Source organism: Bradyrhizobium ganzhouense (assembly GCF_049949285.1).
GTDB lineage: Bacteria > Pseudomonadota > Alphaproteobacteria > Rhizobiales > Xanthobacteraceae > Bradyrhizobium > Bradyrhizobium ganzhouense.
The window spans coordinates 1727702-1752999 of the sequence record NZ_CP181318.1 but is presented as its reverse complement, the minus strand read 5'-3'; the positions used below and the strand labels follow the sequence as shown (position 1 = coordinate 1752999).

Below are 25298 nucleotides of genomic sequence, written 5' to 3'. Positions count from 1 at the left end.
ATATTCGATCAGACACCGTTCTAGTCTGACGTGGGGTGCCTACAATAGGAGCGAGGCGACACGCATCGCAATCCGGTGCACTCCTGCCGTTATTGATAATTCAGTAGGTCGAGAATGTATCTGACGGTGAGCTTCGTCGTTGGGACGATAATGTCGTCCGAGGCCCCGAATGTCGGCGTATGCACAAAAGATTCATTGCCGGGCGCTCGGCTTCCGAACCAAAAATAGATCGATGGAACACACGCTGCGTAGAAGCCGAAGTCGTCGCTGCCGGCTACTGGCCTCCTGTCGTTGAATATAGCCTCGCGGCCAACAGTATCTTGGACAAGCTGCCGGAACCGCCTCACCATCTCGGCGTCATTGAACACAGCGGGCTCGCCCGGGCGAATAACGCATTCGGCATGGCCGCGATGCATGGCAGCGACGCCTTCGGCCACTTCGCGGACGCGCTGGGACAGCAGCGCCCTGCGTTCCGAGCTCGCTGTCCTAATAGTCCCCTTCATGACAACAGACGGGCAAATAATGTTTGTCGCTGCGCCGCCATGAATAGTGCCGATCGTGACGACCGCGCCGTCGTCGACCGGAATTTCGCGCGAGACCACCTTTTGCACCTCGTTTACGAAGGCGGCGGCGATTGTGATAGCATCTATGCCGTTATGCGGCGAGGCACCATGCGCCATCTTGCCAGTGATGGTGATATCGAACTGGTCGGCGGATTTGGTTACTGCGCCCTCCTGTGCGGCGAACATGCCGGCAGGAATTCCGGGACTGACGTGGAAGCCGACCGCACAATGAATGCCGTCTAGCAGGTTTTTCTCTTGAACCGTACGCCCACCCATGGGCTCCGCCTCCTCGGCCGGCTGGAAGAAGACGCGGACTTTGCCCGCGAAGTCGTCCCGCAGTCGGTGCAAGGCGAGTGCGGTTCCGAGCGCGATAGAACCGTGTATGTCGTGACCGCAGGCATGCATGACGCCGTTGACCTGCGAACAATAAGGCAGATCCTCGCGCGCCTCTTGGATCGGCAGCGCATCGATGTCACCGCGGACCGCGACCGATCGCTTTGGGCCAGAAGCGTTGCCTTCGATGTCGACGTAGAGACCAGTATTGTGAAATGTCTTGGGGGCGTTAAGGCCGAAGCGCTGCAGTGTAGCGTAGATCCGCTGCTGTGTTACCCATTCCGCATTGGATAGCTCAGGTTCACGATGCATGGCGTGACGTAGCTCGATCACCGCATCACTCTCGGCATCTGAGAGAAGGTCGTTACTGCGAATGCTCATTTATCGGCCCCTTCCCCGCCATCTCGACGGGGCCATTACTCATCTGTGGACGCCCCGCGAGATGCAAGCGATTTTTGAAGACGATCGGCACGTAGTCGGATGCTGCCATCTGTCCGGCCTCTGATGGTGCAGCGATGAAGCCGCGGGCCCGTATGGGAGTTCGCAGACCGGAACCAAATCATAAAAGGGGGCTCTGGGCACGATGAGTACGCCTGGTTCTTCCGGCCTCGTCTCGCCGACTGTTGCGCCATACTCTCCTTCGACCGACTACACCTCCGACGACCTCAGGTCCGCCAGGATCACGCCTTGGCTGCGACCGGAGCCCTGTAATTCTCGTGCTTGATAAGTAGCGCCCAGACGATCCGCGCCATCTTGTTGGCGAGGGCGACCGTTACCAGCATGCGTGGTTTGCGAGCCAGCATCTGTTCGAGCCACGAACCCCTCGGCGCACCGCGTTTGCTCGCCTGTTGCACAACCGCGCTGCTGCCGATGATGAGGAGGCGCCTAAGCGTGCGTTCGCCCATCTTGGATGTCGCACCGAGCTTCTGCTTGCCGCCTGTCGATCTTTGAAGAGGCGTGAGACCGAGCCATGCCGCGAAGTCACGGCCTTTGGAAAAGGTCTCGGCCGGCGGTGCTAGAGCGGCGATCGCGGTGGCGGAGATTGGGCCAATGCCAGGAATGGTCATCAGCCTGCGCGATACCTCGTCTTCGCGAGCGCGCCGAGCGATCTCTTGGTCGAGATATGCGATCTTGCCATTCAACTCGGCGAGCAGGTCTAGCGTCACTCGTAACATGGGGCGGGCCGCTTCGGGAAGCGAACTGGCCATAGCTTCTTCTTCGATGTGGTCGGTAAGTTTCGCCACATGTGATGGCCCCTTGGGCGCGATCCAACCATACTCCGTGAGGTGTCCTCGGATCGCGTTGATGAGCTGGGTTCGTTGCCGCACTAACAGGTCACGGGTTCGAAATACCAAGCCCGCAGCTTGTTGCTCCTCGCTCTTTACGGCAACGAACCGCATGCTCGGCCGCTGCGCGGCTTCGCAGATCGCCTCAGCATCAATCGCGTCGTTCTTTTGTCGCTTCACAAATGGCTTTACATACGCGGGAGGGATCAGCCGAACGCTATGGCCAAGCTGCGCGAGCTGCCGAGCCCAGTGATGAGCTCCTCCACATGCCTCCAAGGCTACTGTGCAGATCGGCTGAGCCGCGAAGAAATCCAGCAACTTTCCCCGGCTGATCCGTTTGCTGAATAAAGTCCGTCCTTTCCCATCCGCGCCATGATCGTGGAAAACATGCTTGGCGATATCCAGACCGATAATGCTAACCTCTGCCACGGACGCCTCCCTTAAGTGGTGCTAAACACCTCCACTTTGGCACATCGATGCCGTCGGCGGGGCGTCCACCCCATCATAAGTAATGCTATCACCGTCTTGAAAGCGAAAATCGGCAAAGTTTTTGGTATAGCGCGCTGACATTCAGCCGAGTTTTACGGTTTGGCGCAGGACTTCCTCGCGGATTGGGCGGAAGACCGCAATGCATACAAGCAGCCTCATGGCCGTCATATTCTCTGCGGTCGGACGTGCAGACGCTCCATCCCCGGTCCGCTGCCGGTCAGTCTACCCCGATAATAAATTGGTTCTCCGTTCAAAATTAACACGGCGCGTACCGCGGATCGCGAATACCTCGTACTTTAACGCGTGCCGATCATCACCAGCGTCGACGATTGCCAGCTTCAAATTGTTGTGGGCCGACCATCGTCTACGTCAGAGCGCCAATATCCACGTCGTGGTGAATTGAGCGTGGATCCCTAGAGGCGGCCACTTTTCAGACGGCTCCCGCCCGCTGAGCTAAGCAGCAGGATCTACTATAGCGCGCGCAGCGCTTGGTCTCGGTCACCGCCATTGTGTTTTCCGATTAACTCGCAGCGAACAGGGCACGAAAGCGGGAACATCCGAGACGTTCGTCTTACGGTTCAAAAATAGATGGCTCAGCGGAATGCGGTTTTGGACAAGCCCACTATGCCGAAGGCCCCAGCCGGCTCACCTCTCCAACGCGCGCTCGGTGCTGACGAATCGAAAGGCCCCCGGCGGGCATGCCGGAGGCCTTCTTGGAGGTTGAACTAGGTTTTTAGAACTGCAGGGGTTCTCCTTCTTAGAGGCAAGAGATCTACCAAGTGCGCTGGGCGCGGAGCAGCAGCGCGATACTGTTCTGGTCCTTCAACTCGTAGGAAGCCGCTGGCTTGGCGATGCCTGCCTGCACAGGCAGAGCCACGGTGCTTCCGCTCGCATACTTCTGGTCGAGCATGCCGTAAGCAAGGTCGGCCGAGAAGGTCAGGTTCTTGACGGGCGTCCAGCGTGTGGCGACACCGACGACGGCATAGTTGAAGTCGGGATTGCAGCCTGCGACGCCACTAGACAATGCAAGCGTTCCGACGACTGCCCCGCAAATGTAGCTTTTGGCCGTGCCGTTGTATCTCACAGCAGCCCATGCACCGTAGACGGAGCTGCTCCAATATGGATTCCAGTTGTGGTTATATGCGCCGTTGAATCCATAGGTGGTCGTCAACTCTTGGCCAGTGCCAGCGACGAAGACGGAGTCAGACACACCAGCAAGACCGACACTCTGGTAAGAGCCCGGCAGGCCGCTGCCACCATACATCGCGTAAGTGTAGGATGTATATGGCTGGAAGTTGTAACCGCTTGCACCGTTCGTATACACGCCCTGGATGTTGATCGAATCGCCCGCGCCAGTCGGGAGATTCTTGATCGACAATGCCAACTGTCCAGCCCAGCCCCACTTGTCGCCCGGGTGACCGGTCGTTTCGTCAACGCCATAGTACGCAGCGTGATTGTCATGCGCCGCAACCGATGCCTGGAAAAGGCCCCACGCCTGATCGACTCGAAGCATCGCGACGAGGTCAGGCGCTCGTGAACCGCCGATGTTATTGGTACCGTACGTCCCCGTAGCGAGACCTGCGGCGGTTGCGCCGCTCACGTTCCAGATGTTGGTTGTATCACGCACCACCTGGTCCTCAACCGAGAAACTGGCCGAGATACCCTGGCCAAAATCGGCGGTATAGGCGAATTGGTTCACTGCATCCCACCCGCCGCCGCCCGGCAGAGCATCAAAACCGCTCCCGGGATAATTGGCCCAAGGTGAGGAAAACTGCGACTGCGCCTTACCCAGGGTAAACCCAGCGAACTGAATGAAAGCATAATAGATACCGAGTGAACCACCCGTGATCGAGCCGGAGCCGCTCGTCCCGACCGCATTTCCGTTGTAGGCCGTTGCGCCATTCACGGCAGTGCTTCCGGCACCTCCGTAGCCACCCGCAGTCCAGGTAAAGGCCAGGTCGGCAAAGGTACGAACCACGCCATACTCGGTCGCCGTGCGGGTATCAATGTTGAGATCTGCACGGGAACGAGAGGTGTAGTAGTTGCTGAGGCGATCGTGCGCGCCACCCAGCCCGGAAACAGGAACGTTCCAGATGCCATTGCTACCCAACACCGCTTCGGTGCGGACGTAACCACCGAGCTTAATGCAAGTATCCGAGCCGGGGATGTAGTAGAAGCCAGCGCCATAAAGCGAACAGACCTTGACGTACTCGACTGCCTTCGCCTTCACAGGAAGATCGGCTGCCTGGGCCCCCGCGGTCAAAAAGACCGCTGCTGATCCGAGGATAAGCCTGTTCGTGATTTTCATGAATGAACCTCCAAGTTGGAAACGTCGTTTCCGTCCTTCTCAAAAGATCCGCTGTGCTAGCCTCAGCCCTTGGGCGGGTGCTTGACGGAACGACTTCGAGGCGCCCCCTCGCTGTCAGGCTCGATATCTAATTGGTGAAATCAATTGCATCAATTAATTATTTTTATGAATCGATACTTTGACCAGACGTGTCGCAATTCGGCAACACGCTGAACGCCTCGATGTTTTTTGCTCGCGCTCGCAGCAAAGACAAAAAAGAACCCCCGAGGGGCATCCCGGGGGTTCTTCTTGGGGGTTAACATGACCGTCAGGGGTGAGAGTGAGACCCGCGATCTGGAGATTAGTATCTATAATCAATTGTATAAGTCAATTACATTCTTACATGGCCCCTATGCCTTTCGAAGCGTCTCGTTAGTGGGTGTGAGATGATAATTGTCCTCGGCAATCATCGTGCGCCCTGTCGGGCACCAAGTTTGGCGGAAAGACCAATATGGCCCAAGACGACAAACTCGATAGAGCCGCCAGGGACTTCGTCTGGAACATTGTCGAGATTCACTCCCAATTTGAAGAAATCCACAAAAGCTGGGCTCAGATGTTAGGAGTAACCGAACCTCAGTGGTTGATCCTATTAGCGGTCGACGAACTCGACGACGGTCGTGGCGTCTCGGGAATAGCGATTGCTAATAAACTCAGAATCCATCCGGCTTTCGTCACAAACCAAACGAAGAAATTGGAGACCATCGAGTTTCTGGCCCGCGAGCCATCGCCTGATGACGCAAGGTTCGTCCAGATGTCGTTAACTCAAAAGGCGCGCGCAGAAATTGCGAAACTCTCAAACAAACGAGAAGCCCTCAACTCGACAATGTTTGACGGGCTGGATGAGGCCTCACTCGACTATCTGAACTTACGACTAAAGCTGATTGCAAAGAATAGCCGGCTGGCATCCCAAAAACTAAGCATAGGCGTATTGTAGATAGCAATCGAAGGATTCGAACTTCACGGAAACGCATACCGAATTGGCGGCATGATCGCGCCGCAAGTCGCGATTTCTAGGCGCAGGGTAAGATCGCCTATAGCGATCGAGTAGACTTCGATGGGCAGCTGCGCGGGTACGGCAACAGCTAGAGCATGTTCCGATCCGGCGGAATCGGAGGGATTCCCTTCGGGGGCAAAGGCCGAGCACCGCATGGACCGGAATTATCTCAAGGGTCGCATCGGGGACCGCATCAACGCTATCCTCGCCGCTGCAGGCTACAACTTCGGCCTGCTCCTGCGATGGCTCGCAGCACTCTTGCGTGCCATCATCCGGGCATTCGCCCAAACTGGCCCGGCTCAAAAGGTCGCTTAAATCAGCGCGCGCCCGCGTTCTTCACGGAGGACTGGATAGCCCGATCAGTGCTTTGACGGCCGCCTTGGTGAGCTTGACCCGCTTTTGATGCGGCCGCTCAACGTGCTCGCCTCGCTCGTACGCGGCGTTGCTTGGCTTTCCCCCTTTCTGAAAGGTCATTTCAGCAGTGCATTGTCATCTGACGCATAGCTGCCCCTGATATGCGCTTCGGGGCAAGGGATCGACGAAAAAAATTGTATTGAGACGCATACCTGCGGAGCCGGATGGCAATGCTCGGGCAATAGCTATCGCGGTGACCACTTTGCTAGCTTACGTTCTAGCCAAGTGAAAATGCAATCGTCGGAAGCTACGAAGTTCTCGACGTCTCCCGCGGGGGTCTGGATCATCTGTGGTATGATCAACTCCAGATCAACGCGCCTCGCCGTGCAGTCGGCCTTCAGCTTGATCGCCTCCGGCACACTGATGATGCCGCGCCCGCCGGCGACCACAAGCACTGGACATCTCAATTTTTGCAAGAATTGCGTGCGATACGTGCTAGCCATTTCCTCGTTCGGTCCATCTTTAGTCCTCGTCATCCAGTCGACGCACGCCATACTCCGCGCCCAAATCCAAACACCGGCGTCGCAAACGGCCGCCGCAATGCGGCGATCAGACGCGGCAAAATCCGTCGCGATAGCAGCCGACAATCCTTCACCGTAGATGCCAATTCGAGTAACATCGATCTGTGGTTGATCTGACAGATAATCCAAGCAGCAAGACAATAAAAATTTCGGTTTGCGATTTGAGTAATTTGAGACGTCCTCGTGAGAGACAACGAGAATTGACAACCCCCGACAGATTGCCACGGGCAGGAGCCTTGCGAGCAGCGCAGCTGCTGTTTCGTCTTCCTTGCTGATGCAAATGACTGCCGGTGTGCGGACATCGGAACCACCGGCGGGCAAGTAGTAGGCTGGAAGCTCGAATCGATCGCAGCACAAAAGTTGTAGCCGCTCTATCTTTTGCCCCAGGGATACTCCGAACGTTTGAATGCTGGCCTCGAGTTTCGCGGAAACGTCTCCACTTTGCGGATTGTCTTCGTCGACGAGCCGCCTGGCGACTTCAAAGGCCGTTAGCGCACAAAGAGAAGCCTCATCGGCATCGCCGAAGGCCCCCTTCTTGATATTCAAATCACTACGCAAGCGGTGGGCGTCCCCGATGCTCGTCCACCTTGCGATCCAATATCGTCGACCTACGGATTCACAGATGTCGACGGGTAAATCGGCCAAGAACATCGCAGCGCCTCGCCGTGTGGACGTAAGATCGCCCATCGCGTGAGAACATGCAGCGTGCTCCATCCATGCGCCCCTTGACGTTGATCCGGCCCCCCCGCTCAGGATTCGTCAGCTGATCTAACCGCTCGGGCGGAGATCGTCAGGAGCGTCCTGAGTCCATCGGCAAGACATCGTTGCCAGGCCAAGCTTGTCTGTTGCGCCCGATACTATCTGCCTCAGAAGCCGGAGTTCCCTGATATCGCGCATGGTAAAGCCGAAATTCTGCGCAAAAATGCGAAAACGCGAGACTTTTGAACGACGCGATTCCCAAATGTTCGCGCCCTTCGCGGAGTAACCCGTCGACCTTTCAGACTCGGCGCGCTACCGCGCTCCGGGCATTGGGCGACCATTGTGCATTCGCAGATCTCAGCGGCAAAGTGCCGATTCTCGGCATCGTCTCCAGCCGCTTTTTTGCGACAATGCCGCTTGCCTAGGACGCTGAGACGTCATCATCGCAGACTGGTCCGCCAACATCCGCATAGCCGGATGCTGATTCCGCTCGATGTCGCCCAGCATTCCGAGATGATCTCGCCCAGCATTCCGATTTGAAGTCGCCCACCCATTCCGAGATGAAGTCGCCCACCATTCCGCGATGATGTCGCCCGGGTGACGAGGCCTCTTCTGGCTCCATAGGGTCAACCCTTTCGGCTTTGCGAAGGGGGACCCTGGATGCCGACGGAGAGGCTTGCGATGCGCCATGTGCGCGATGTGATCAGGATGAAGGCGGCTGGGCTGCCGAGCCGCGAGATTGCGCGACGGGTAGGAGCGGCGCCCTCGACGGTGCGGCTGGCGATCCGGCGGTTCGAGGCCGCGGGTCTGACCTGGCCGTTGCCCGACGAGCTCACGGACACGGCCCTGGAACTCCGCCTGTTCGCCAAGACCGGCAATGGCAACCGGCAGGGTCACCGTCGCACCGCCGAGCCCGACTGGGCGGCCGTGCACCGCGAGCTGAAGCGCAAGCACGTGACGCTGTCGATCCTGTGGGAGGAGTACATCGCCACCGAGCCCGGTGGATACCGGTACTCGCGCTTCTGTGAGCTTTACCGCGCCTGGGAGGGCCACCTGTCGGTGACGATGCGTCAGTCGCACACAGCCGGCGACAAATTGTTCGTCGACTACGCGGGCGACGGCGTGCCGGTGGTGGTCGACCGCCTCACCGGCGAGCGCAGAATGGCGCAGATCTTCGTCGCCGTGCTCGGCGCCTCAAGCTTCACCTACGCGCAGGCTACGTGGACGCAGGGGCTTGCCGACTGGATCAGCGCCCACGTCGGCACCTTGGCGGCGATCGACGGCGTGCCGGCGCTCTTGGTGCCCGACAACACCAAGGTCGCGGTCATCAAGGCGAGCCTCTACGACCCGCAGATCAATCGCACCTATGCGGAGATGGCCGCGCATTACGGCACGGCCGTCTTGCCGGCACGACCGCGCAAGCCGCGCGACAAAGCGAAGGTCGAGCAAGCCGTCCTCATCGTCGAGCGCTGGCTGCTCGGCCGCCTGCGCCACCGTACCTTCTACAGCCTCGCCGAGGTCAACGCGGCGATCGGCGAGCTGCTCACGAGGCTCAACGAGGAGCGGCCGATCCGGCGGCTCGGCGTGACGCGCCGCCGGCTGCTCGAGGAGGTCGACCGGCCGGCGCTCAAACCGTTGCCGGGGAGCCCCTACGTGCTCGCCGAGTGGCGGATCCGCCGCGTCAGCCTCGACTACCACGTCGAGGTGGAGAAGCATTACTACAGCGTCCCGCATCGCTTCGCGCGTGCCGAGGTCGAGGTGCGGTTCACCGCCCGCACCGTCGAGATCTTCCACAAGGGCGAGCGGATTGCCGCGCATCAGCGCATGAGCGGCAATCACAAGCACACCACCGTGCCGGAGCACATGGCCTCCAGCCATCGCCGCTACGCCGGCTGGACCATCGTGCGCATCCGCCAGGACGCGGCCGCGATCGGGCCTGCGACCAGCGCGTTGTGCGACATCATTCTCGACGAGCGTTCGCACCCCGAGCAAGGCTTCCGCGCCTGCCTCGGCATCCTCAGGCTCGCCGCCTCCTATGGGCGCGAACGGCTGGACGCCGCGGCTGCGCGGGCGATCGACATCGGCGCGCGCACCTATGGCTCGGTCAAGTCGATCCTCGCCAACAATCTCGATCGGCGTCCTGCTCACCAGCGCTCCGCGGACGATGCGCCGATTCTGCATGTCAACATCCGCGGACCGCGCTACTACAATTAGGAGACCACCCCTTGCTTACTCATCCGACCCTCGACCACCTCAACGCCCTCGGCCTCCACGGGATGGCCAAGGCCTTCGCTGACATCGAAGCTACCGGCGAGGCCGCAAGCCTCGGTCACGCCGAATGGCTCGCGCTGCTGCTCGAACGTGAAGCCTCGCTGCGCCACGACAAGCGGCTCGCCACCCGCCTGCGCTACGCGAAGCTGCGCCAGCAAGCGTGCGTCGAAGACATCGACTACCGCACCCCGCGTGGCCTCGACCGCCCGCTGTTCGCCAAGCTTGTCGAGGGCCGCTGGATCGACGACCATGCCAACCTGCTGATCTGCGGCCCGGCCGGCGTCGGCAAGAGCTGGCTCGCCTCGGCGCTCGGCCACAAGGCCTGCCGTGACAATCGCTCCGTGCTCTATCAACGTGTTCCGCGGCTGTTCGATGACCTCGCTCTCGCGCGCGGCGACGGCCGCCATCCGCGCCTATTGCGCGGGTTCGGCCGTGTCGATTTGCTGATCCTCGATGACTGGGGGCTTGAGCCGCTCGACGCCGGTGCCCGTCACGACCTCCTGGAAATCCTCGAGGATCGCTACGGTCATCGTTCCACCATCGTCACCAGCCAGCTCCCTGTGGACCAGTGGCATGTGCTCATTGGAGATCCCACCTATGCCGACGCCGTGCTCGATCGCCTCGTCCACAATGCCCATCGGCTCGACCTTACCGGCGAGAGCCTGCGCCGAACCCGGCAATCCGCCCGAAAGGCCTGAGCCCGCTGTGGACATGCCGCTGCGCTTGGACAACGCCACCGCGTTGCCCACATGCCCACAGCAACCGCAACAGAAACACAACAAGTTCAAGCCGCGATTCCAGTTGACCGCGCGGCTCGCCCAATGCCAGAGAACCTAGGCAGCCAGAACGCCTCGTCCCCGGGCGAGATCAATCGGAAAGGTGGGCGACATCGTCTCGGAATCCCCGGGCGACTTCATATCGGTACACCCGGGCGACTTCGTCGGAATCCGCAGCCGGACCGGTCATGATCGAAGACGGCGGCCTCGGAGCCTTAACGTCCTGAGGAGGGGCCCAGCTTCGGCTCGTCGAGAACGAAGCATAGGCAACGCAGGTTACCAAACGCGACCTGTCAATGTTCCAGGGCCGTATCGAGCGATGGGCCGCACCCGCGTCCCAGGGCATCACGGATACCGGCAGCGTGCGTTGATGCTGCGCGCAGGCCTCGGTCTTGGGATTCATACAGCGCTGGGCCCGTGTGGATGGACAACCGTGGGTTTGATGGCCAACAACCCGCATCACCTCGGGCGTGATCGAGCCCGACGCCGCGGACAGGGCCGTGCGCTTTATGTAGCTTTATGACGCGCGCGTGCCGCCGATGGTGTCTCTGATCGACACCCCGGTTTTATGGTCGGCCCTGATGTATAGGCCCGCGCGCAGGTACGGCATGGCTCGCGCCAAACTGCCCGTCGCCTTGCTGATGATCACAATACGCAAAGTGTACAGCCTGACCGCCTGGAGCCGTGGCATTGAAAGACGGCGGCCTTCGGACCGCGAAATCTTACCGTCTCTCTCGGCCTACCGGCGTCGGCCCTAGGGGACTGGATCGTGCCCGGCTGGGCTTCGAGAAGAGGATGGAGGCGGTCACTAATGGGCCAGAACACAAGGCACTGTTTGTCAAGCTATTGGCACAAGCTTACCAGCGCGTGGGCACGCGATAGCCACGTCCGCGGCCGTCGAATCGATGCTATGATTGGCCCCGCTCAAACGCGTAGATGGATCGTTCAGGTGATCGCGCCGGCCGCCTTGTGAGGCGCCCGCAGACGCCGCTCATTCATAGACGCCTGGTAATACATCAGCCTATGCCCGCGCAGATGCAGACCCGAGACTTGCCCTTGGCTAAATGCCGTCCTCGTCGACGTATCCTGCGCGACCCAGGAACCGCTGGTTGCGTGACTGAACACAACGTCATTGTCGACCCAGCGCTGCCAAGCTCAGCGCTTGGCTGGCACAGCTGACGCGCATTGGCCTCGCGACCCTGAAAGCCTGCTTATCGGAGGTGCCGCATCGTCGCCAAAGAGAAAAGTAATGGCCAAAAGCACCATTGATCGCCTGTTCCAACTGTTCGGTCTGTCGCCTCACCATAGTTGCAGCATTAAACTCTCTACTATCTCATTTTTGTCGAGGAGCTGCGCGACGTGATCGGGGTCTATCTCAATTCGCATGACGGGGCTGTGGTGCTTTGCGCCGACGAGAAGAGCCAGATACGCCCGCTCGAACGAACTTTGCTCATGGTTCCAAAGGGGGTTGCAGTGGCACGGAGTTAAAATATGCGATTGCCCTGATCCAACAGCGCGACAAGCACGCCCCCATGCTGCAATTTTGCGAACTAACGATGACGGACGCTCTTGTTCTTCAAACGGCAACCGGGCTCAGCTCGAGCGACATGACGATCTCCGTATCCCGTTGGCCGCAGTCATGAGCATGTCACTATCTTGCGCATGAACAATTCTCGGCTGCGGCGACGAACGGTGCTGAACTGAGCAGCCGTTCGAGCTTTCTGCCCCGAGTTTAAGTGGTAGGAATCGCGAGCCCGCGTTTAGGATGCGGCCTCGCCCGCCACCAAGTGACATAGAGGGCGACGAGCGAAAGCAGGGGTATAAGCATGAGCAGCGACGCCACTGCAGCGATCGTCGGATCGATCTCGTTACGTATATTCTCGAACATTTTTAGCGGCAGGGTGCGGATCGAGAACCCGCTGATAAGCGACGTTACGACGACCTCATCGAAGGAATGGAGGAACGCAAACACGGCTCCGCCGAGAATCCCAGGGCGGATCAGCGGCAGCGTCACTCTTGTGAAAGTCTTCACCGGGCCAGCTCGCATGCTTTTGGCCGCCTGCTCCAGGCGTCGGTCGAAATTGGCTAGAGTCGCCGAGACGATTACTACGACGTAGCCGATCGCCCCCACGCTGTGCGCCAAGACGATGCCGGTGTACGACCCAATCAACCCGAGTCTAATTAATCCGAAATAGGTCGCGACGCCCACGACGATAACTGGAAAGGTAATCGGCGTGAGGATAGTCATGGTCAGAAAACCGCGCAGCCGAGGAGAGGTTCTGCTGAGGCCGTAGGCCGCCAGTGTCCCCACGAAGGTCGACAAAACGGCAACCATAACCGCGAGCTCGATGCTGATCCAGGCGGAACCAATCCAGGATGGTTCGCCGAAGAACGTGCTGTACCATCGTAACGAAAACCCTGAAGGAGGGAATTGTAGAAGCGATCCGGCACCAAACGACATAATGACTACGAGGATTTCCGGAAACAGAAGGTAAGACATGACGAGCACGATAAACACGGATCCGACTGTGGTCGACGATGCACTGTCCCCGGCGGGCTGATAGAGATTAGCCGTCCAACGTTTTGCCCGATAACGAGTCGCACACTCACCGAAATTGCCTCTCAGCCTGCCCAAAAAGAGAAGCCGCCTAAACCAACTCTTCCTCGCCTGTTGTGCTCCACCACCATGCGAACCGGAGACGTCGAGCCCAAAGATAGAGAGCACGAGTACAGCGATCACTAGGAGGATAAACGCCGACGCGGCGATACGCGCGATAGGAAAGGAACCTGCCACCTGCGCCACGATGAACGTCGAAAGCATGGCGTCGCGCAACCCGCCGAGGGCTTGCGGTGTGATATAGAAGCCGAGGCAGATCACAAAAACCAGCAGCGCGCCGCTGCGAACACCCGACAGGCTGAGTGGGAAGAACACGCGCCAGAACGCGGAGAACGGCTTGGCGCCCATGCTGCGCGCCGCAGCCATAAAGGACCTGTCGATTCCCATCATGACGCTGACCAAGGGCAGAATCATCACCGGCAGCATGATGTGAACCATGCCGACATAAACGGCCATTCGGTTGTAGATGAGGGGCAGCGGAGTGGAGATCACCCCAAGGTGAAGCAATAGGTTGTTAATGAGGCCGCGATCTCCAAGAATCACAATCCATGCATAGGTGCGAACCAATCCACTGGTCAGGTAGGGAATGACGACGAGCACGATGAGTGCCACCCGCAGCCGGTTGGAGGCGGCCACAATGAGATAGGCCGTAGGATAGCCGATGATGACGCAAATGAGGGTGGTGACGAGGCTGATCTCGATGGTCTGGATCAGCACACGAACATTGGCCGGCTGGACAAAAAACGCCTGATAATTGTCGAGTGAGAAGTCCGGCGCATTAAAGCTCGACAGGAGCAGTAGAACGATCGGTATACCGAAGACGACCAGCAGGACAGAGAGTGCTGGCGCAGCGAGCACGATGGGGACTTGGCCCAATCTTTGTAATGACTTCATCAGCTTTGCCCCCTACGCCGTGACGAAGCGGACGTCGGAGCGCAGCCACTCCAGTCGGACTTCGTCGCCCGGGCGAAACACATGCTGCTCCGAGGCGACGTGCTCGCGCACGTGGAGCAAGCTGCTTCCAACCCGGACTTGGTATTTGCGCACCGGCCCAGCATAGATGATTTCGTCTACTGTCCCAGTGACCGACTGATACAGATCCGCATCGATCCGCCGCTTCCGCACTGCTGGAGCTACGATGCAAATACGCTCTGGTCGGACCATGGCCACGGTGCCGGGCGGCTGCGCGGTACCGCACTCGGCTTTAAATCCCGAATCTTCGAGAATGTTGGCCTCGCCCAAAAACTTTGCCACAAATCGGGTAGCGGGCCGGTCGTAGAGGGCCTCCGGCGTATCGCTCTGCTCGATCCGCCCCGCACGCATGACAACGATGCGATTCGAGAGTGTGAGTGCCTCCTCCTGATCGTGCGTGACGCATATGGTCGTCTTGCCGAACTCCTTGTGCAACTTCTTGATCTCGCCCTGCATCTGTTCCCGAAGATTGCGATCGAGTGCTCCGAGCGGCTCGTCGAGAAGAAGGATGGGTGGATCGGCGATTAAGGCGCGAGCAAGCGCCACGCGCTGCTGTTGGCCTCCGCTCAGTTCCGAAGGCATGCGCCCCCCGAAATCATTGAGGTGAACCCGATCCAGCATGCGACCTACTCGCATCGCTCTCTCGGCAGAGTTCATCCCCCGCATCTCGAGTGGAAATTCGAGGTTTCGGTGAACTGTAAGGTGCGGAAACAGCGCGTAGCTCTGGAAGACGATCCCTTGGTCACGCCGATAAGACGGCACTGTTGAGACCGACTTTCCGGCGATAAGAATGTCCCCCTCGCTGGGCGACACGAACCCGGCGAGCAACATTAGCGCTGTCGTCTTGCCCGAACCGCTCGGACCGAGAATTGTCAGGAACTCGCCTGGATAGACTGTCAATGACAATTCTTTGACAGCGGCGACTTGCCCATACATCTTGGTGACGCTGCGAAATTCGATTTGCGCGGAAGCGGAGGCGTTCTTCAATACTTCGTCCTCGGCACGGGTGGGGGGGATACTAAAATACACATTCACGATCGCTACTCCGGAAGCCGCTACAGCAGGGATGCCAGTGCGGCGCGCCAATAGTACGGAAGCGACGCACCGTCAGGTCAATAACGCGCGATTAGTTCGCGCGGGAGGAGGGCTGCTCTAGCGCAAAATCCACTCGTTCCAGCGTTGGACTAAGCGCTCAGCGTTTGAAAGCCCATCAGAACCGATTTCGCTGTACCATTCTACGTTGATGAGCACGCTATTCTTCATGTACTCAGGATAGTTGGCGAGTTTACGAGCGAGCGTATCCGGTAGCTGCTTGTAGGCGTTGAGGTTGCTCGGACCATAGGAAATCAACTTGGTGAAGGCCGCTTGGCGATCCGCACGAGTCGCAAACTCGAGGAACTTTTGAGCGTTCTGCACATTCGGACTCCCTTTGGGAATCGCCCAATAGTTCCAGCCCAATTTGGCTTGGTTACGATTGATCTCGATCGGCGCCCCCTGATCGACGAGCAACTGAGCGCGACCGTCGTAAGAACTCATAATATCCGCGGCCTTGTCGTGCATGATCTGCTGGATCTCGGAACCTCTAAGCCACCACTTGCGGATATGAGGCTTGATCTTGTCCAGACTCGCAAAGCACCGATCGATATCCATTGGATAAACTTTATCGACGGCAACGCCATCTGCCAGCAGCGCTTCTTCGAAAGGACCCTCCCTTCCCGATTGGCCGGACATAAGCGCGCGAACGCCGGGAAATTTTTTGACGTCCCAGAATTCAGCCCACGTAGTCGGCCGTGGCTTATTGGTCGGGAACTTCTCGGTATTGTAAACCATCACGTATGAGTAAAATATTGAGGCCACGCCGAAAGGCGTCTTCGTGAAGTCAACAATGCCGTCGAGCTCTTGTTTCTTGTAGATCGAGTAGTCAACTTTCTCCAGATGGCCCTTCGCCGATGAGATCGACAAGCCGCTCATCGTCGTGTCGAACACGTCAACGGTAACGTTCTTGGTCGTTACCATCAATTGCAGCTGCGAAGGGGGGAGGTCATCGGTGATTGGCGTTACTTTGATTCCGGTTTCAGCCTCGAACGGCTTCACATAGGCTTCGACGTTAGCTTTGCCCCAATCGCCGCCGCCTAGGACCACTCGCAATTCGCCAGCGGATTGCGCTGCGGCTCGCTCTGCGACAGAAGACAGCGCGCCGACCGCGACCGCTGACGAAGTGGCTTGCATGAAACGCCGGCGGTTCACAAAATGACCCATTGCTTCCCTCCCGTGGAATAGTTGCGCTTGGCCGACTTGGCCAATATCGATATTCTGACCAGCAATCAGGAAAGGATACGCCTATAACCCAAGAGAGAGCGCCGATTTCCTGCATTGATCTTGGGGGAGCGCCGCTTTTCGGCGCCAGCTGCTTGCATCGTGCGCTCGTCTCGGAAAATCTAACGCGGGAAATTGAGTTCCGGAAGGGCCCCAAGCTAACACTGGAGCGGTCGGAGGAACTCGGCCGCAACTCTAGCGAGATCTGGGACGGTTCAGCGTGAGTATTCGTTGCGAGGTGGCGAGGTAGACTGGCCCCCGCTGACAAACTCTTTGCGAAGCCGATCCGCAACTATCATGCGCGGGACTTTTGTCTGGATACGAAACGTGCACGACGTCGCACTTTCAGAGAGGCTTCACTAATTCTAGTCAATTCACAGTGCACTCTACCTCGCGAAGCTAGTGGCAGTCGCGCATGCCGCGCGTGAAGCGGGCGAGTTAACGGGCCGAATCCTCAATCTTCCGAATAGCTGGATGCCGCCGCCAGTTCGCTGATCACCTCGGAAGTTAGACAATCATTTCCCGCGCGTCGTCAAGGAAGCATCGATTCGATCGTATTGCGCGATCGGGCCAGTCTCGAGCTGAATTCGCAGCAAGCTGTCTGGGTTGCGCAAAGAATCATTCGAACATGAAGAAAGTGCGCCGCAAGTTTCTCCGATCGATCGTGGTTGAGTAGCTCAGCCAATCGGCTTTCGCCCTCACGGATCCGGGCGGGCGGATTTCCCGCCCCCGGCTCTTTCTGAGGGTAACCCGCGTCATAGACGCGCCTGCGCCGCTCTCAAGAACGCCGGCTCGCATCCACAACCCGATGAGCCGCAGAATGCAAGGATCGGCAATCCTGTGCGCCACTATCCGCAACAGCCACTCCTGGTCGACCGAGTCGAAGAAGCTGGGTATGCCGGCATCGAGCACCCAGTTCACGCACTGACTCTTGATCGGTGTATGCAAAGCATCGAGCGCCATGTGCGGATTACGCCTCGGCCGGAAGCCGTAGGAGAACCCGAGGAAGTCGGCCTCGTAGACGGAGCTCACCACCTCGGCTACCGCGCTTTGGACGATCTTGTCCTCTAGCGCCGGCACACCGAGAGGCCGCTTACCGCGCTCGGCTTTGGGGATGTAGACCCGCCGCACCGGCTGTGGCCGGTAGCGACCAGTGTGGGCCCGTGCGCAGAGGTCGCGGAGGTTATCCTCCAGCCTTTCTTCGTACTTCGCCACCGTCACCCCATCGAACCCCGCGCCGCCCGGCCGCTTCTGTCGTCGGAACGCCCGAAGAAGAGCGTCTTCGTCGACATGGTGCAGCAGGGCCGTGAACTGGGTTTGGGGGCCTGGCTGGCCGCCGCGTTCACCCGCTTGAGGTTCGGCGGCAAGGCAACCCGGCTCTGTGTCCGGATCCTGGCCTTCTCGCGCCAGTCCGACTCCCGACCTCAGCTCGGTCAACTGCTTTGGCAGTGCCTTGCCGCTGTCCCCCCGCTGGAGACCAATCCAGCGGACCCGGTCGGGCCTCTCAGTTCCGATGATTACTTTCCATGCATGATGCGGCCATCGACCACGACGGAGCGGCAGTTGCACCAGCTCACGTCTTGCCACTGGGAATCGAATGGACCGCTTGCGGGGACGGCCTCGCATCGCAACCGGCCAGATCTGCCTAACGCCGACCGGGCACGCCATCAGGTGACGGGGACGCCAGGCCCCGGGCGACCGCCTGCCGAGAGTGCCCTTGTCGAAACGCGCACTGGGGCCGTAGCCTGCATCCGCCAGCACAGAACCGAAGCGCACGCCGGCTGCTATCGCGCGATCAATCTCGCCAAAGCGATGTCAGGCTTGGATCGTGGCGTTCGATATTCGACCGGTACGTCGGCGCGTTTCAACCGTGCGCATCTCTGGTCGAGCTCTCGGGTACGAAGAGGCGCAATGCAACCATCACTGCACTTCACCGCGTGGAAGTGCTAGAACCACGGACGTTTGGAAATTTGCCGTTTTGCCAAGAGCCGCGACATATTGAGCCGTGACACCGACGGAGTTTTCGCCCTTCTTGGGCACCGCGGTGACGTGAAAACCGGCACCGCAATGTCGCCGCCGACGAGCCGGTCGGCCTGATTGAGCAGCTCTCTTTCCAACGGTGTCGGGCCATCGGTCAAATGCTCTTGCGCTCACCAAGGCCGATCAGCCCCACAATGTAACGCGGACGCATCCGCCGCGCTTGTGACCCAAGCGACCCAGACTTGGGACGCGCCTAGTCGTCGGGCGCGTCCGCTAGCCGCAACGCACTGCGAATGGCTTCTGCCAACGCTCGAAGTTCGTTTCCCAATCCGACGTCGCGTTCTCCTTGGTCGGCCTCCAACAGCCGCCCCCCGAGAGCCGTTGAAAAATCGATCTCACGGCCGGTATCAAGGGGCGACGCGTCATAAGCTGGCGCGCCTGCCGAGTTCATCATCAGAGCAGGATCTCTTTCGCAAAGGCCAGAAATTGGCGCGCGGGCACCAATTGTTCTGCCTCCCCGGCATGTGCAAGTTCGCTAATGCTGTGGTCACGGTTATAACAAAGACATGGCGGTGCTGCAGCCCTTAACGCTACGCTGGCGGCAGCTTCGCAACATGTAAACACGCGATCAAGCAACCGACGCGATCGTCATCCAGCACAGAGTCGTGATGTCGTAGACGGGCAGCTTCGCAATGCGACGGATGGCCGGCGCGACAAGTGGGAATGTCGCACACTCAAACAAGACCGCCGCTATCTCCGGATGCGTCTTCCGGAGTCGCGTGAGGCAGGCGCCTACATCGGCCTCAACGGCGGCCACATCGATCGGAGGCCACGGACGCTTAAGGCCGTCATGCCAGTACTTGGTGCCTTCGATCCCGCCAATTATGACCCTCGCCCGATCAGCCGGGTCGTCGACCCCGAGCAGATCCTGGCCAAAATGGGATGAGTCGTAGGTCAAAAGAGCGATCTTGGCATGACCCGGCAGCTGGCGCAGCAACGTCGGTAACAGGAGTACGCTCGACATCGCCACGGGCACATTCACGGACGCGGCCACAGCTGCCTGGTGCCGTATAGAAAAGCCGCAGTCCGAGCTTATTACGACGGCGCCTCGATCGACCAGCCGTCGGGCAGCTGCGACGTAGGCAGGCTCGAGCACCGGATCTCCACGGACAACGACATCCGTCCAGGCTCCGGGGACCATTTCCGTGATGATCGGCAAATCATAAGTAGCGGGATCGAATACCGAGCCGGGCAGCGGTTCCGGACGCGGTGTGCCAGGCGGAAGCCCGCGTTCGAGAATGAGAAAGCCGATAGACCGTGGACTTTGAGATGTCATAAGAGACCCGGAATTCGTAATGTCACAAAAAGAGTGTAGCGCATTCCTAAAGTCGAATTCCATCAACGTGCCCCCCATTCTCGAAATTCTGCGTCTCGTTACGGGGATTTGAAGCCTCGATCCAGCGCAACCTCGGTTGGCACCGAATTGCCTGTTCCAACCGTCGCGAGACGAACAGCCCGTCCAGAAATGGTCAAATCGCTGCGCGCCGTATCTTCGATTGCTTCCGCGAGAGCTTGCGACGCTATCGGTCGTTGCGGATGACACCGACCATTTGAGCGCCTGCAATTCGACCGCGCGATTTACTCAAAGTTCAGAGCGCGTGTCGAGATCCGACCACTAAAGTGGCAGATCGTTCGTGCGCTACGCTGCACCCGCGCGTCTCCGTGCGTCTTGCGATCCCGCTACTTCGAGATGACCATGGTTTGGTCCGTCAGTGGCCCGCGCGATGACACAAAACCTCGCGTCTCTCGGACGCGCCAATTTCCGGCATCCGGCTTCCGACTCACTTCACTCCGAGCCGGACGGGGCCGGGCTAACTCGTTCAGAATTCAGTTCTGCAATGCGCATACTGGCCGACTTCAGATTGAATAGAGGGTACTATCTGAGCGAGAGATTGAAGTTTTCGGTTGACCAAAGATCACGGAAACAGGACGCGCGGAGAGAACTCGGATCTTTCATACTTTCAGCGCAGCGTTTCGACGAAACAACGACTTCAAATGCCGACTTTCGGCGCATCAAGAAGCCTAACGTTCTGGGGGCCGGTAGGCTCGGATTTCAGACCGGAACGTATGCTGCCCGAGTCGAATGCCGCGAGAGCTTTATACGATACGCGGTCCAACATTTGCACGGCATCGGCTAACTGATCAATCCAACGAAGCGTCTTTAATAACGAAGAGGAGCTAATCTATGACTGCAACATTCCAGCCGATTCCCCTGACGGGTCTCCCGTTTCCGAGATCAGAATATGAGCGCCGGCAACAAAAGGTGTTTGAAGCTGTCGCACGCGCCGAACTCGACGCACTATTGGTTACCTCTTTCGCACATCTTCAGTATCTGTCCGGATATGATGGAGCAGCTGGGGCCTACTTTGCGCCGTTCCCACTGATCATGATGCCGGGGCGTGCCCCAACATACGTTGTCCGAGAGTACGATGAAAATGCAATTCGAGCGTGCAGCTGCATTGAAGAGATCGCTCCCTATACCCAACGGAACGACTTTGCAAAGGTATGCGCTGAAGTTCTTCGGCGATACGGACTCCAGGGAAAGAAAGTGGGGTTCGAGCTCGGCGGCTGGAACCTTGCGCCCGCGGACGTGAGCGCACTTCAGGCGGAACTTCCAGAATTGAAAATCACGGACGCGACTAGTGTGATCCACTTAGTAAAAGCTGTGAAGAGTGAGCTGGAGCTAGCTGCGATACGCGAGGCGATGGTCCTAACCGATCTAGCCGTGGACACGTTCCAACGTTCGTTGCGAGGCGGCGTCACTGAAGCGGAAGTGGCCGCGGCCATGGAAGGAGAGGTCCGGAATGCTGGAGGTCGATTGGTATTTGCCGTTCTAGGATTCGGGGAGCGTACAAGGCTGCCGCACGTCCTCCCAGCAAATCATCCGATCAGTATGAACGAACCCGCACTGATGGAGGTCGGAGGCACGAAGCAGGGGTACAGCGCAGGGCTATGCCGAGGCGCCGTTCTTGGTCGACATTCTGAGACCGAATCGTTGTACCCCTTGGCGGTGGGAGCCCTTGAAGCAGCAATTGCTGCAATCAAACCAGGTGTGACCACTGGTGAGGTGGATGCAGCCGCGCGCAAGTTGATCGAACGATCTGGGCGCTCGAAGCTCTTTCGCCACCGGACCGGATACGCAACTGGTCCCGCGTGGTCGGGCGGCCGGGGTAACCTGAGTCTAGAGCCGGGTGCTGCTGACGTCCTTGAGACCGGCATGACCTTTCATATGCCACTCCATTTATTCAGCGAGAGTGGCTACATAGTCGGGTGCAGCGAGCACATCGTGGTGACGAAGAGCGGGGCAGAGATACTCAGCCGTACACCGCACGCGCTGTATCGTGCATAACTCTTTACTCTTCGCAATCCGCGTTGGGGTTCCCATGCCAAGCGCCCGGATTGACCTCCTGATGAAGGCGTCTTGGGTCGACTTGCCGGACGCGATGTGATCGCGATTTGGTCTGTCGCTCTCGGCTGAAGAGCGACAGAATCATGCGGCTCAGTTCCGTGCCGGTGTCGAACACAAACATCGGCAGCCGATCGCTTGGCGATGTTGACATCGAGGTCGTGTTGGCGTCGGGCGCCAGGCACTCGCGGGTCGCCGCGCCCGAGCCGCGCGCCGGCGATCGTGAACAAGATGCCGAGACCTGCGACCGCTCAGGCGATTTGTTGCGCACGTCGGGTTAGCCGGTGGAACGTCGCCCAAGCCGGGGACCTTCGTTTCAAATTGCGCCGTTTTGCTTGAGCGCAGCGATCGTCGCGTTATCATAGGCGAGCTTCGCCGAGAGTATCTCGCACGTGTGCTCGCCGAGAAGCGGCGGCGCGCGATATTCCGTAACCGGGGTCTCGGAGAAGGTCAGCGCGTTGCGGATCAAGGACAGTTCTGGCTCGAACTTGTGCTTGACCTTCACCCGTATGCCGCGCTCCTGCACATGCGGGTCCGCGAACACTTGCGCAAAGTCGTTGACTGGGCCGCAGGGAATGCCGGCTTCTTCCAGCTTCTCCAGCCAGTGCGCCACCGTTTCCTTCAGGAATAGACCGGCGAAGATCGCCATAATCTCCTTGCCGTTGACGACGCGGTCATTGTTGTTGATGAACTTTGGATTGGTGGCGAGTTCGGTCGCGCCCAGCACCGCGCAGGTGCGCGCGAACTGGCCGTCATTGCCGACCACCAACATCAGTTCGCCGTCGACGCAGCGGAATACGCCGGCCGGCAGGCCGCCATTGCCCCAAGTGCCGCGGCGCGGCGGGATCTTGCCGTTGAGGAGATAGATCTGCAAATAGTGGCTGAGCGAGGCAATCACCGTGTCGAGCAGGCAAACGTCGACATGCTGCCCCTGCCCGCCGTTTACCTTGCGATGATAGAGCGCCGATAGGATGCCGATCGAGGTGTTCATGCCGGTCATGTAGTCGACGATGGAGGGGCCGACCTTCATTGACCCTGCGCCCGGCTCACCGTCCACGTGACCGGTGACGCTCATCAGGCCGCCCATGGCCTGGAAGATCGCGTCATAGCCCGGGCGCGACGCGTACGGACCGGTCTGGCCGAAGCCGGTCACCGAGCAATAGATGATGCCGGGATTGATCTTCTTGATGGTCTCGTAGTCCAGCCCGTAGCGCTTGAGATCGCCGACCTTGTAGTTCTCCATGAAGACATCGACGTCTTTCGCGAGCTGCCGGATGATCTGTTGCCCCTCGGGCTTGGCGATGTTGACGGTGACAGACTTCTTGTTGCGGTTGGCGCAGAGGTAGAACGAATTGTTGTTGTTCGCCTTGCCCTCAGGATCGGTCAGGTAAGGCGGGTCGAGGGTGCGCACATCGTCGCCGGTGCCCGGCCGCTCAATCTTGATCACCTCCGCACCGAGGTCGCCCAGCACCTGGGCCGACAGAGGCCCGGCGAGCACGCGCGTGAGGTCAAGGATCTTGATGCCTGAGAGCGGCAGGGCCGACATAAAGGTTTTCTCCTGATGATCTTTTGCGACACGGGCACGTCCGTTCGCAGTCTCTGTCTCATTTGGATTGATGACTGTGAGCGCGCTAAATTCGTGTCGGCACCTCAGGCGGGGCGGAGAGTGCCCTCTGCGCGCGCAGTCAAGCTTCCCTGAAGTCCCCGGGCGGCTGACACTGATGTTGCTAGTGCTGTTGCTCGTTTCATTTCGCAGTACTACGAGTACATCCGCCGCGAATCCAATCGTGGCAGTGACAAGGGACGGGTTGGTGTCGATTGACGCGACGCGCTCCCGCATCGTTGATGAGATTTGAGATTCTGACCAACACCTTAATCACGGAGAATTCGTTCAAGTTGAGCCTGCCTCGGAAGTCATTTAATCTTTAGGCGATCTTCGGTGCGGCTGATCAGGCTTCTTACCTCGCTGGCCTCAATACACATTAGCTGGCCCGGCCAGCCGAAGTCCTCCAATGTTGACCATCCTACGGCTGAAATTGAAGAACACGAAGCTTTTACTGTCCGTCGGAGATCAACGCTCTGCAGGCCGAGCACTGTAGAAGTTATTGGTGACCAGCGATCAATTACGGTAGAGCGCCACAGCAATTACGCGCTTAAGAGGTGGGACTCTGCGACCGCGAAGAAAGAAACTTGCGTAACAATCAGCGAATTTCGCGCAATCGCGCAGAATTCTTGTATGGCGCGCTTGCCTAACACTTATCGCCGAGTCTAGTGTAAAATCGTTTCCTGCGGCGACTATCGCGCAGAAGATGCCCTCGCCTGCCGCAAAGATGTATGCATCAGAGGTTGGCTCGTGAAGTACGATGCCCTTGTCGAGGGTCGGCAGGTTCCATCTCCAGCGCAGGCCGACTCCAATAATCACCAGATCGGCCAGGTCGGCGGTAACCGTGGTTCCGCTCCCACCTTTTCGCGGCACATGGGATAGGCGAGGTGACGTCGCGCTGGCTGGAAGTGATCACGGAGATGGACGACGTCGTTGGTTCTCCAGGGACGACAAGGCCCGGATCGCCGAGGGGACGCTGGCGCGAGGCGCGGTCGTTTCCGAGATTGCCGGCGACACGGGCTGACCGCACAACCATTCACTTGGCGCCGGCAACATGCCGGTTGCCGTAGCCGATGGCTGACGATCCGCCGTTTGTACCGGCGGTGGTAGACGCCATAGCACCAGTCGCGTTTGCTGGCCATGAGCGTAAGATGGTGCGACGCAAGGCCAAACCCTATGTTGGAAGCATCGAGATCGAAGCCGAGGGCGTTACGATCCGGGTCGGCCGAGGCGCGGACGGCGATGATTGCGGCCATCGTCCATGCGCTGAAGGCAAGCCGGTGATCGGCCCGTCCGGAACTGTCCGAGTGATGGTGGCAACCAAGCCAGTCGACTTCCGCAATTATGCGGAGCCCACGATTATGCGGAGTGCGCGGCGGAAAGTTGGTTCGCGCCGCGGTCTTCTCACCTATTTCACTCCGCATAATTCGGCTTGCGTCAGGCTACATTCAGCATGGCCGGGAGTTTGTCGGGCGCCCGGAATCGACCGGTCGTCAGCATCGGCGGCAGCATGGCGGCGAGCGCTTCGAGCTTCTCTGTCGGATCGGCGCGAAGGTAGATCTCGGTGCTTTGCAGGCTGGCGTGTCCGAACCATAGCGAGTGCCGTGGCGACGATGCTCATGTTGGCGCGGGACTTTGCATCAGTATCGGT

15 protein-coding genes and 2 pseudogenes are annotated in these 25298 nt (G+C 59.1%); 6 read left to right on the top strand and 11 right to left on the bottom strand.

Annotated elements, in window-relative coordinates:
- Positions 1–89: 89 nt before the first annotated feature.
- The 3 genes from ACLFLU_RS08210 to ACLFLU_RS08200 form a co-directional block, all read right to left on the bottom strand.
- Entirely contained in the window at positions 90–1277 is a 1188-nt protein-coding gene (locus ACLFLU_RS08210) for a M20 metallopeptidase family protein (protein ID WP_426411745.1), read from the bottom strand.
- Between the two features lie 299 nt (positions 1278–1576).
- The gene (locus tag ACLFLU_RS08205; RefSeq protein WP_426411744.1) at positions 1577–2611 is read right to left on the bottom strand and encodes an IS110 family transposase; all 1035 of its coding nucleotides are present in this window, start codon (positions 2609–2611) and stop codon (positions 1577–1579) included.
- Positions 2612–3443: 832 nt separating this feature from the next.
- Complete coding sequence (locus ACLFLU_RS08200; protein ID WP_426411743.1) at positions 3444–4979, bottom strand: porin; 1536 nt, start codon at positions 4977–4979, stop codon at positions 3444–3446.
- A 490-nt stretch (positions 4980–5469) separates the two neighbouring features.
- Here ACLFLU_RS08200 and ACLFLU_RS08195 point away from each other — a divergent pair, with 490 nt between their 5' ends.
- Both ACLFLU_RS08195 and ACLFLU_RS08190 read left to right on the top strand, forming a co-directional pair.
- Positions 5470–5952, top strand: coding sequence for a MarR family winged helix-turn-helix transcriptional regulator (locus tag ACLFLU_RS08195; protein WP_426411742.1), 483 nt, complete (start codon positions 5470–5472; stop codon positions 5950–5952).
- Positions 5953–6150: 198 nt separating this feature from the next.
- A pseudogene (locus ACLFLU_RS08190) lies at positions 6151–6327 on the top strand (IS5/IS1182 family transposase); the annotation flags it as partial.
- 284 nt (positions 6328–6611) lie between these two features.
- Here ACLFLU_RS08190 and ACLFLU_RS08185 read toward each other — a convergent pair.
- Positions 6612–7505 (bottom strand): alpha/beta hydrolase family protein, encoded by an 894-nt coding sequence (locus tag ACLFLU_RS08185; RefSeq protein ID WP_426411741.1) that lies wholly within the window; start codon positions 7503–7505, stop codon positions 6612–6614.
- 822 nt (positions 7506–8327) lie between these two features.
- On the opposite strand from ACLFLU_RS08185, the gene istA reads away from it, so the two are divergent.
- Together istA and istB are read left to right on the top strand one after the other, a co-directional pair.
- Positions 8328–9860 (top strand): IS21 family transposase, encoded by a 1533-nt coding sequence (gene istA, locus ACLFLU_RS08180; RefSeq protein WP_426413939.1) that lies wholly within the window; start codon positions 8328–8330, stop codon positions 9858–9860.
- An 11-nt stretch (positions 9861–9871) separates the two neighbouring features.
- A complete protein-coding gene (istB, locus tag ACLFLU_RS08175) occupies positions 9872–10615 on the top strand; it encodes an IS21-like element helper ATPase IstB (protein WP_426411740.1) in 744 nt (247 codons plus the stop codon).
- A gap of 1810 nt (positions 10616–12425) precedes the next feature.
- On the opposite strand, the gene ACLFLU_RS08170 is transcribed toward istB, so the two are convergent.
- The 6 genes and pseudogenes from ACLFLU_RS08170 to ACLFLU_RS08145 form a co-directional block, all read right to left on the bottom strand.
- Positions 12426–14204 carry an ABC transporter permease subunit gene (locus tag ACLFLU_RS08170; protein WP_426411739.1) on the bottom strand — a complete coding sequence of 593 codons (1779 nt, stop codon included), beginning with the start codon at positions 14202–14204 and terminating at the stop codon, positions 12426–12428.
- Between the two features lie 12 nt (positions 14205–14216).
- Positions 14217–15218: an ABC transporter ATP-binding protein gene (locus tag ACLFLU_RS08165; RefSeq protein WP_426413938.1), complete on the bottom strand. Its 1002-nt coding sequence runs from the start codon at positions 15216–15218 to the stop codon at positions 14217–14219.
- A 216-nt stretch (positions 15219–15434) separates the two neighbouring features.
- Positions 15435–16541 carry an ABC transporter substrate-binding protein gene (locus ACLFLU_RS08160; protein WP_426411738.1) on the bottom strand — a complete coding sequence of 369 codons (1107 nt, stop codon included), beginning with the start codon at positions 16539–16541 and terminating at the stop codon, positions 15435–15437.
- A gap of 675 nt (positions 16542–17216) precedes the next feature.
- Entirely contained in the window at positions 17217–17678 is a 462-nt protein-coding gene (locus ACLFLU_RS08155; protein ID WP_426413937.1) for a hypothetical protein, read from the bottom strand.
- Between the two features lie 441 nt (positions 17679–18119).
- Positions 18120–18828: pseudogene (locus ACLFLU_RS08150) on the bottom strand (transposase); the annotation flags it as partial.
- 378 nt (positions 18829–19206) lie between these two features.
- On the bottom strand, positions 19207–19977 hold the full coding sequence (locus ACLFLU_RS08145; protein ID WP_426411737.1) for a hypothetical protein: 771 nt from the start codon (positions 19975–19977) through the stop codon (positions 19207–19209).
- Between the two features lie 846 nt (positions 19978–20823).
- On the opposite strand from ACLFLU_RS08145, the gene ACLFLU_RS08140 reads away from it, so the two are divergent.
- Positions 20824–21987 carry a M24 family metallopeptidase gene (locus ACLFLU_RS08140; protein ID WP_426411736.1) on the top strand — a complete coding sequence of 388 codons (1164 nt, stop codon included), beginning with the start codon at positions 20824–20826 and terminating at the stop codon, positions 21985–21987.
- 143 nt (positions 21988–22130) lie between these two features.
- Positions 22131–22325, top strand: coding sequence for a hypothetical protein (locus ACLFLU_RS08135; RefSeq protein ID WP_426411735.1), 195 nt, complete (start codon positions 22131–22133; stop codon positions 22323–22325).
- 35 nt (positions 22326–22360) lie between these two features.
- On the opposite strand, the gene ACLFLU_RS08130 is transcribed toward ACLFLU_RS08135, so the two are convergent.
- On the bottom strand, positions 22361–23590 hold the full coding sequence (locus tag ACLFLU_RS08130) for a CaiB/BaiF CoA transferase family protein (RefSeq protein ID WP_426411734.1): 1230 nt from the start codon (positions 23588–23590) through the stop codon (positions 22361–22363).
- Positions 23591–25298: the final 1708 nt, after the last annotated feature.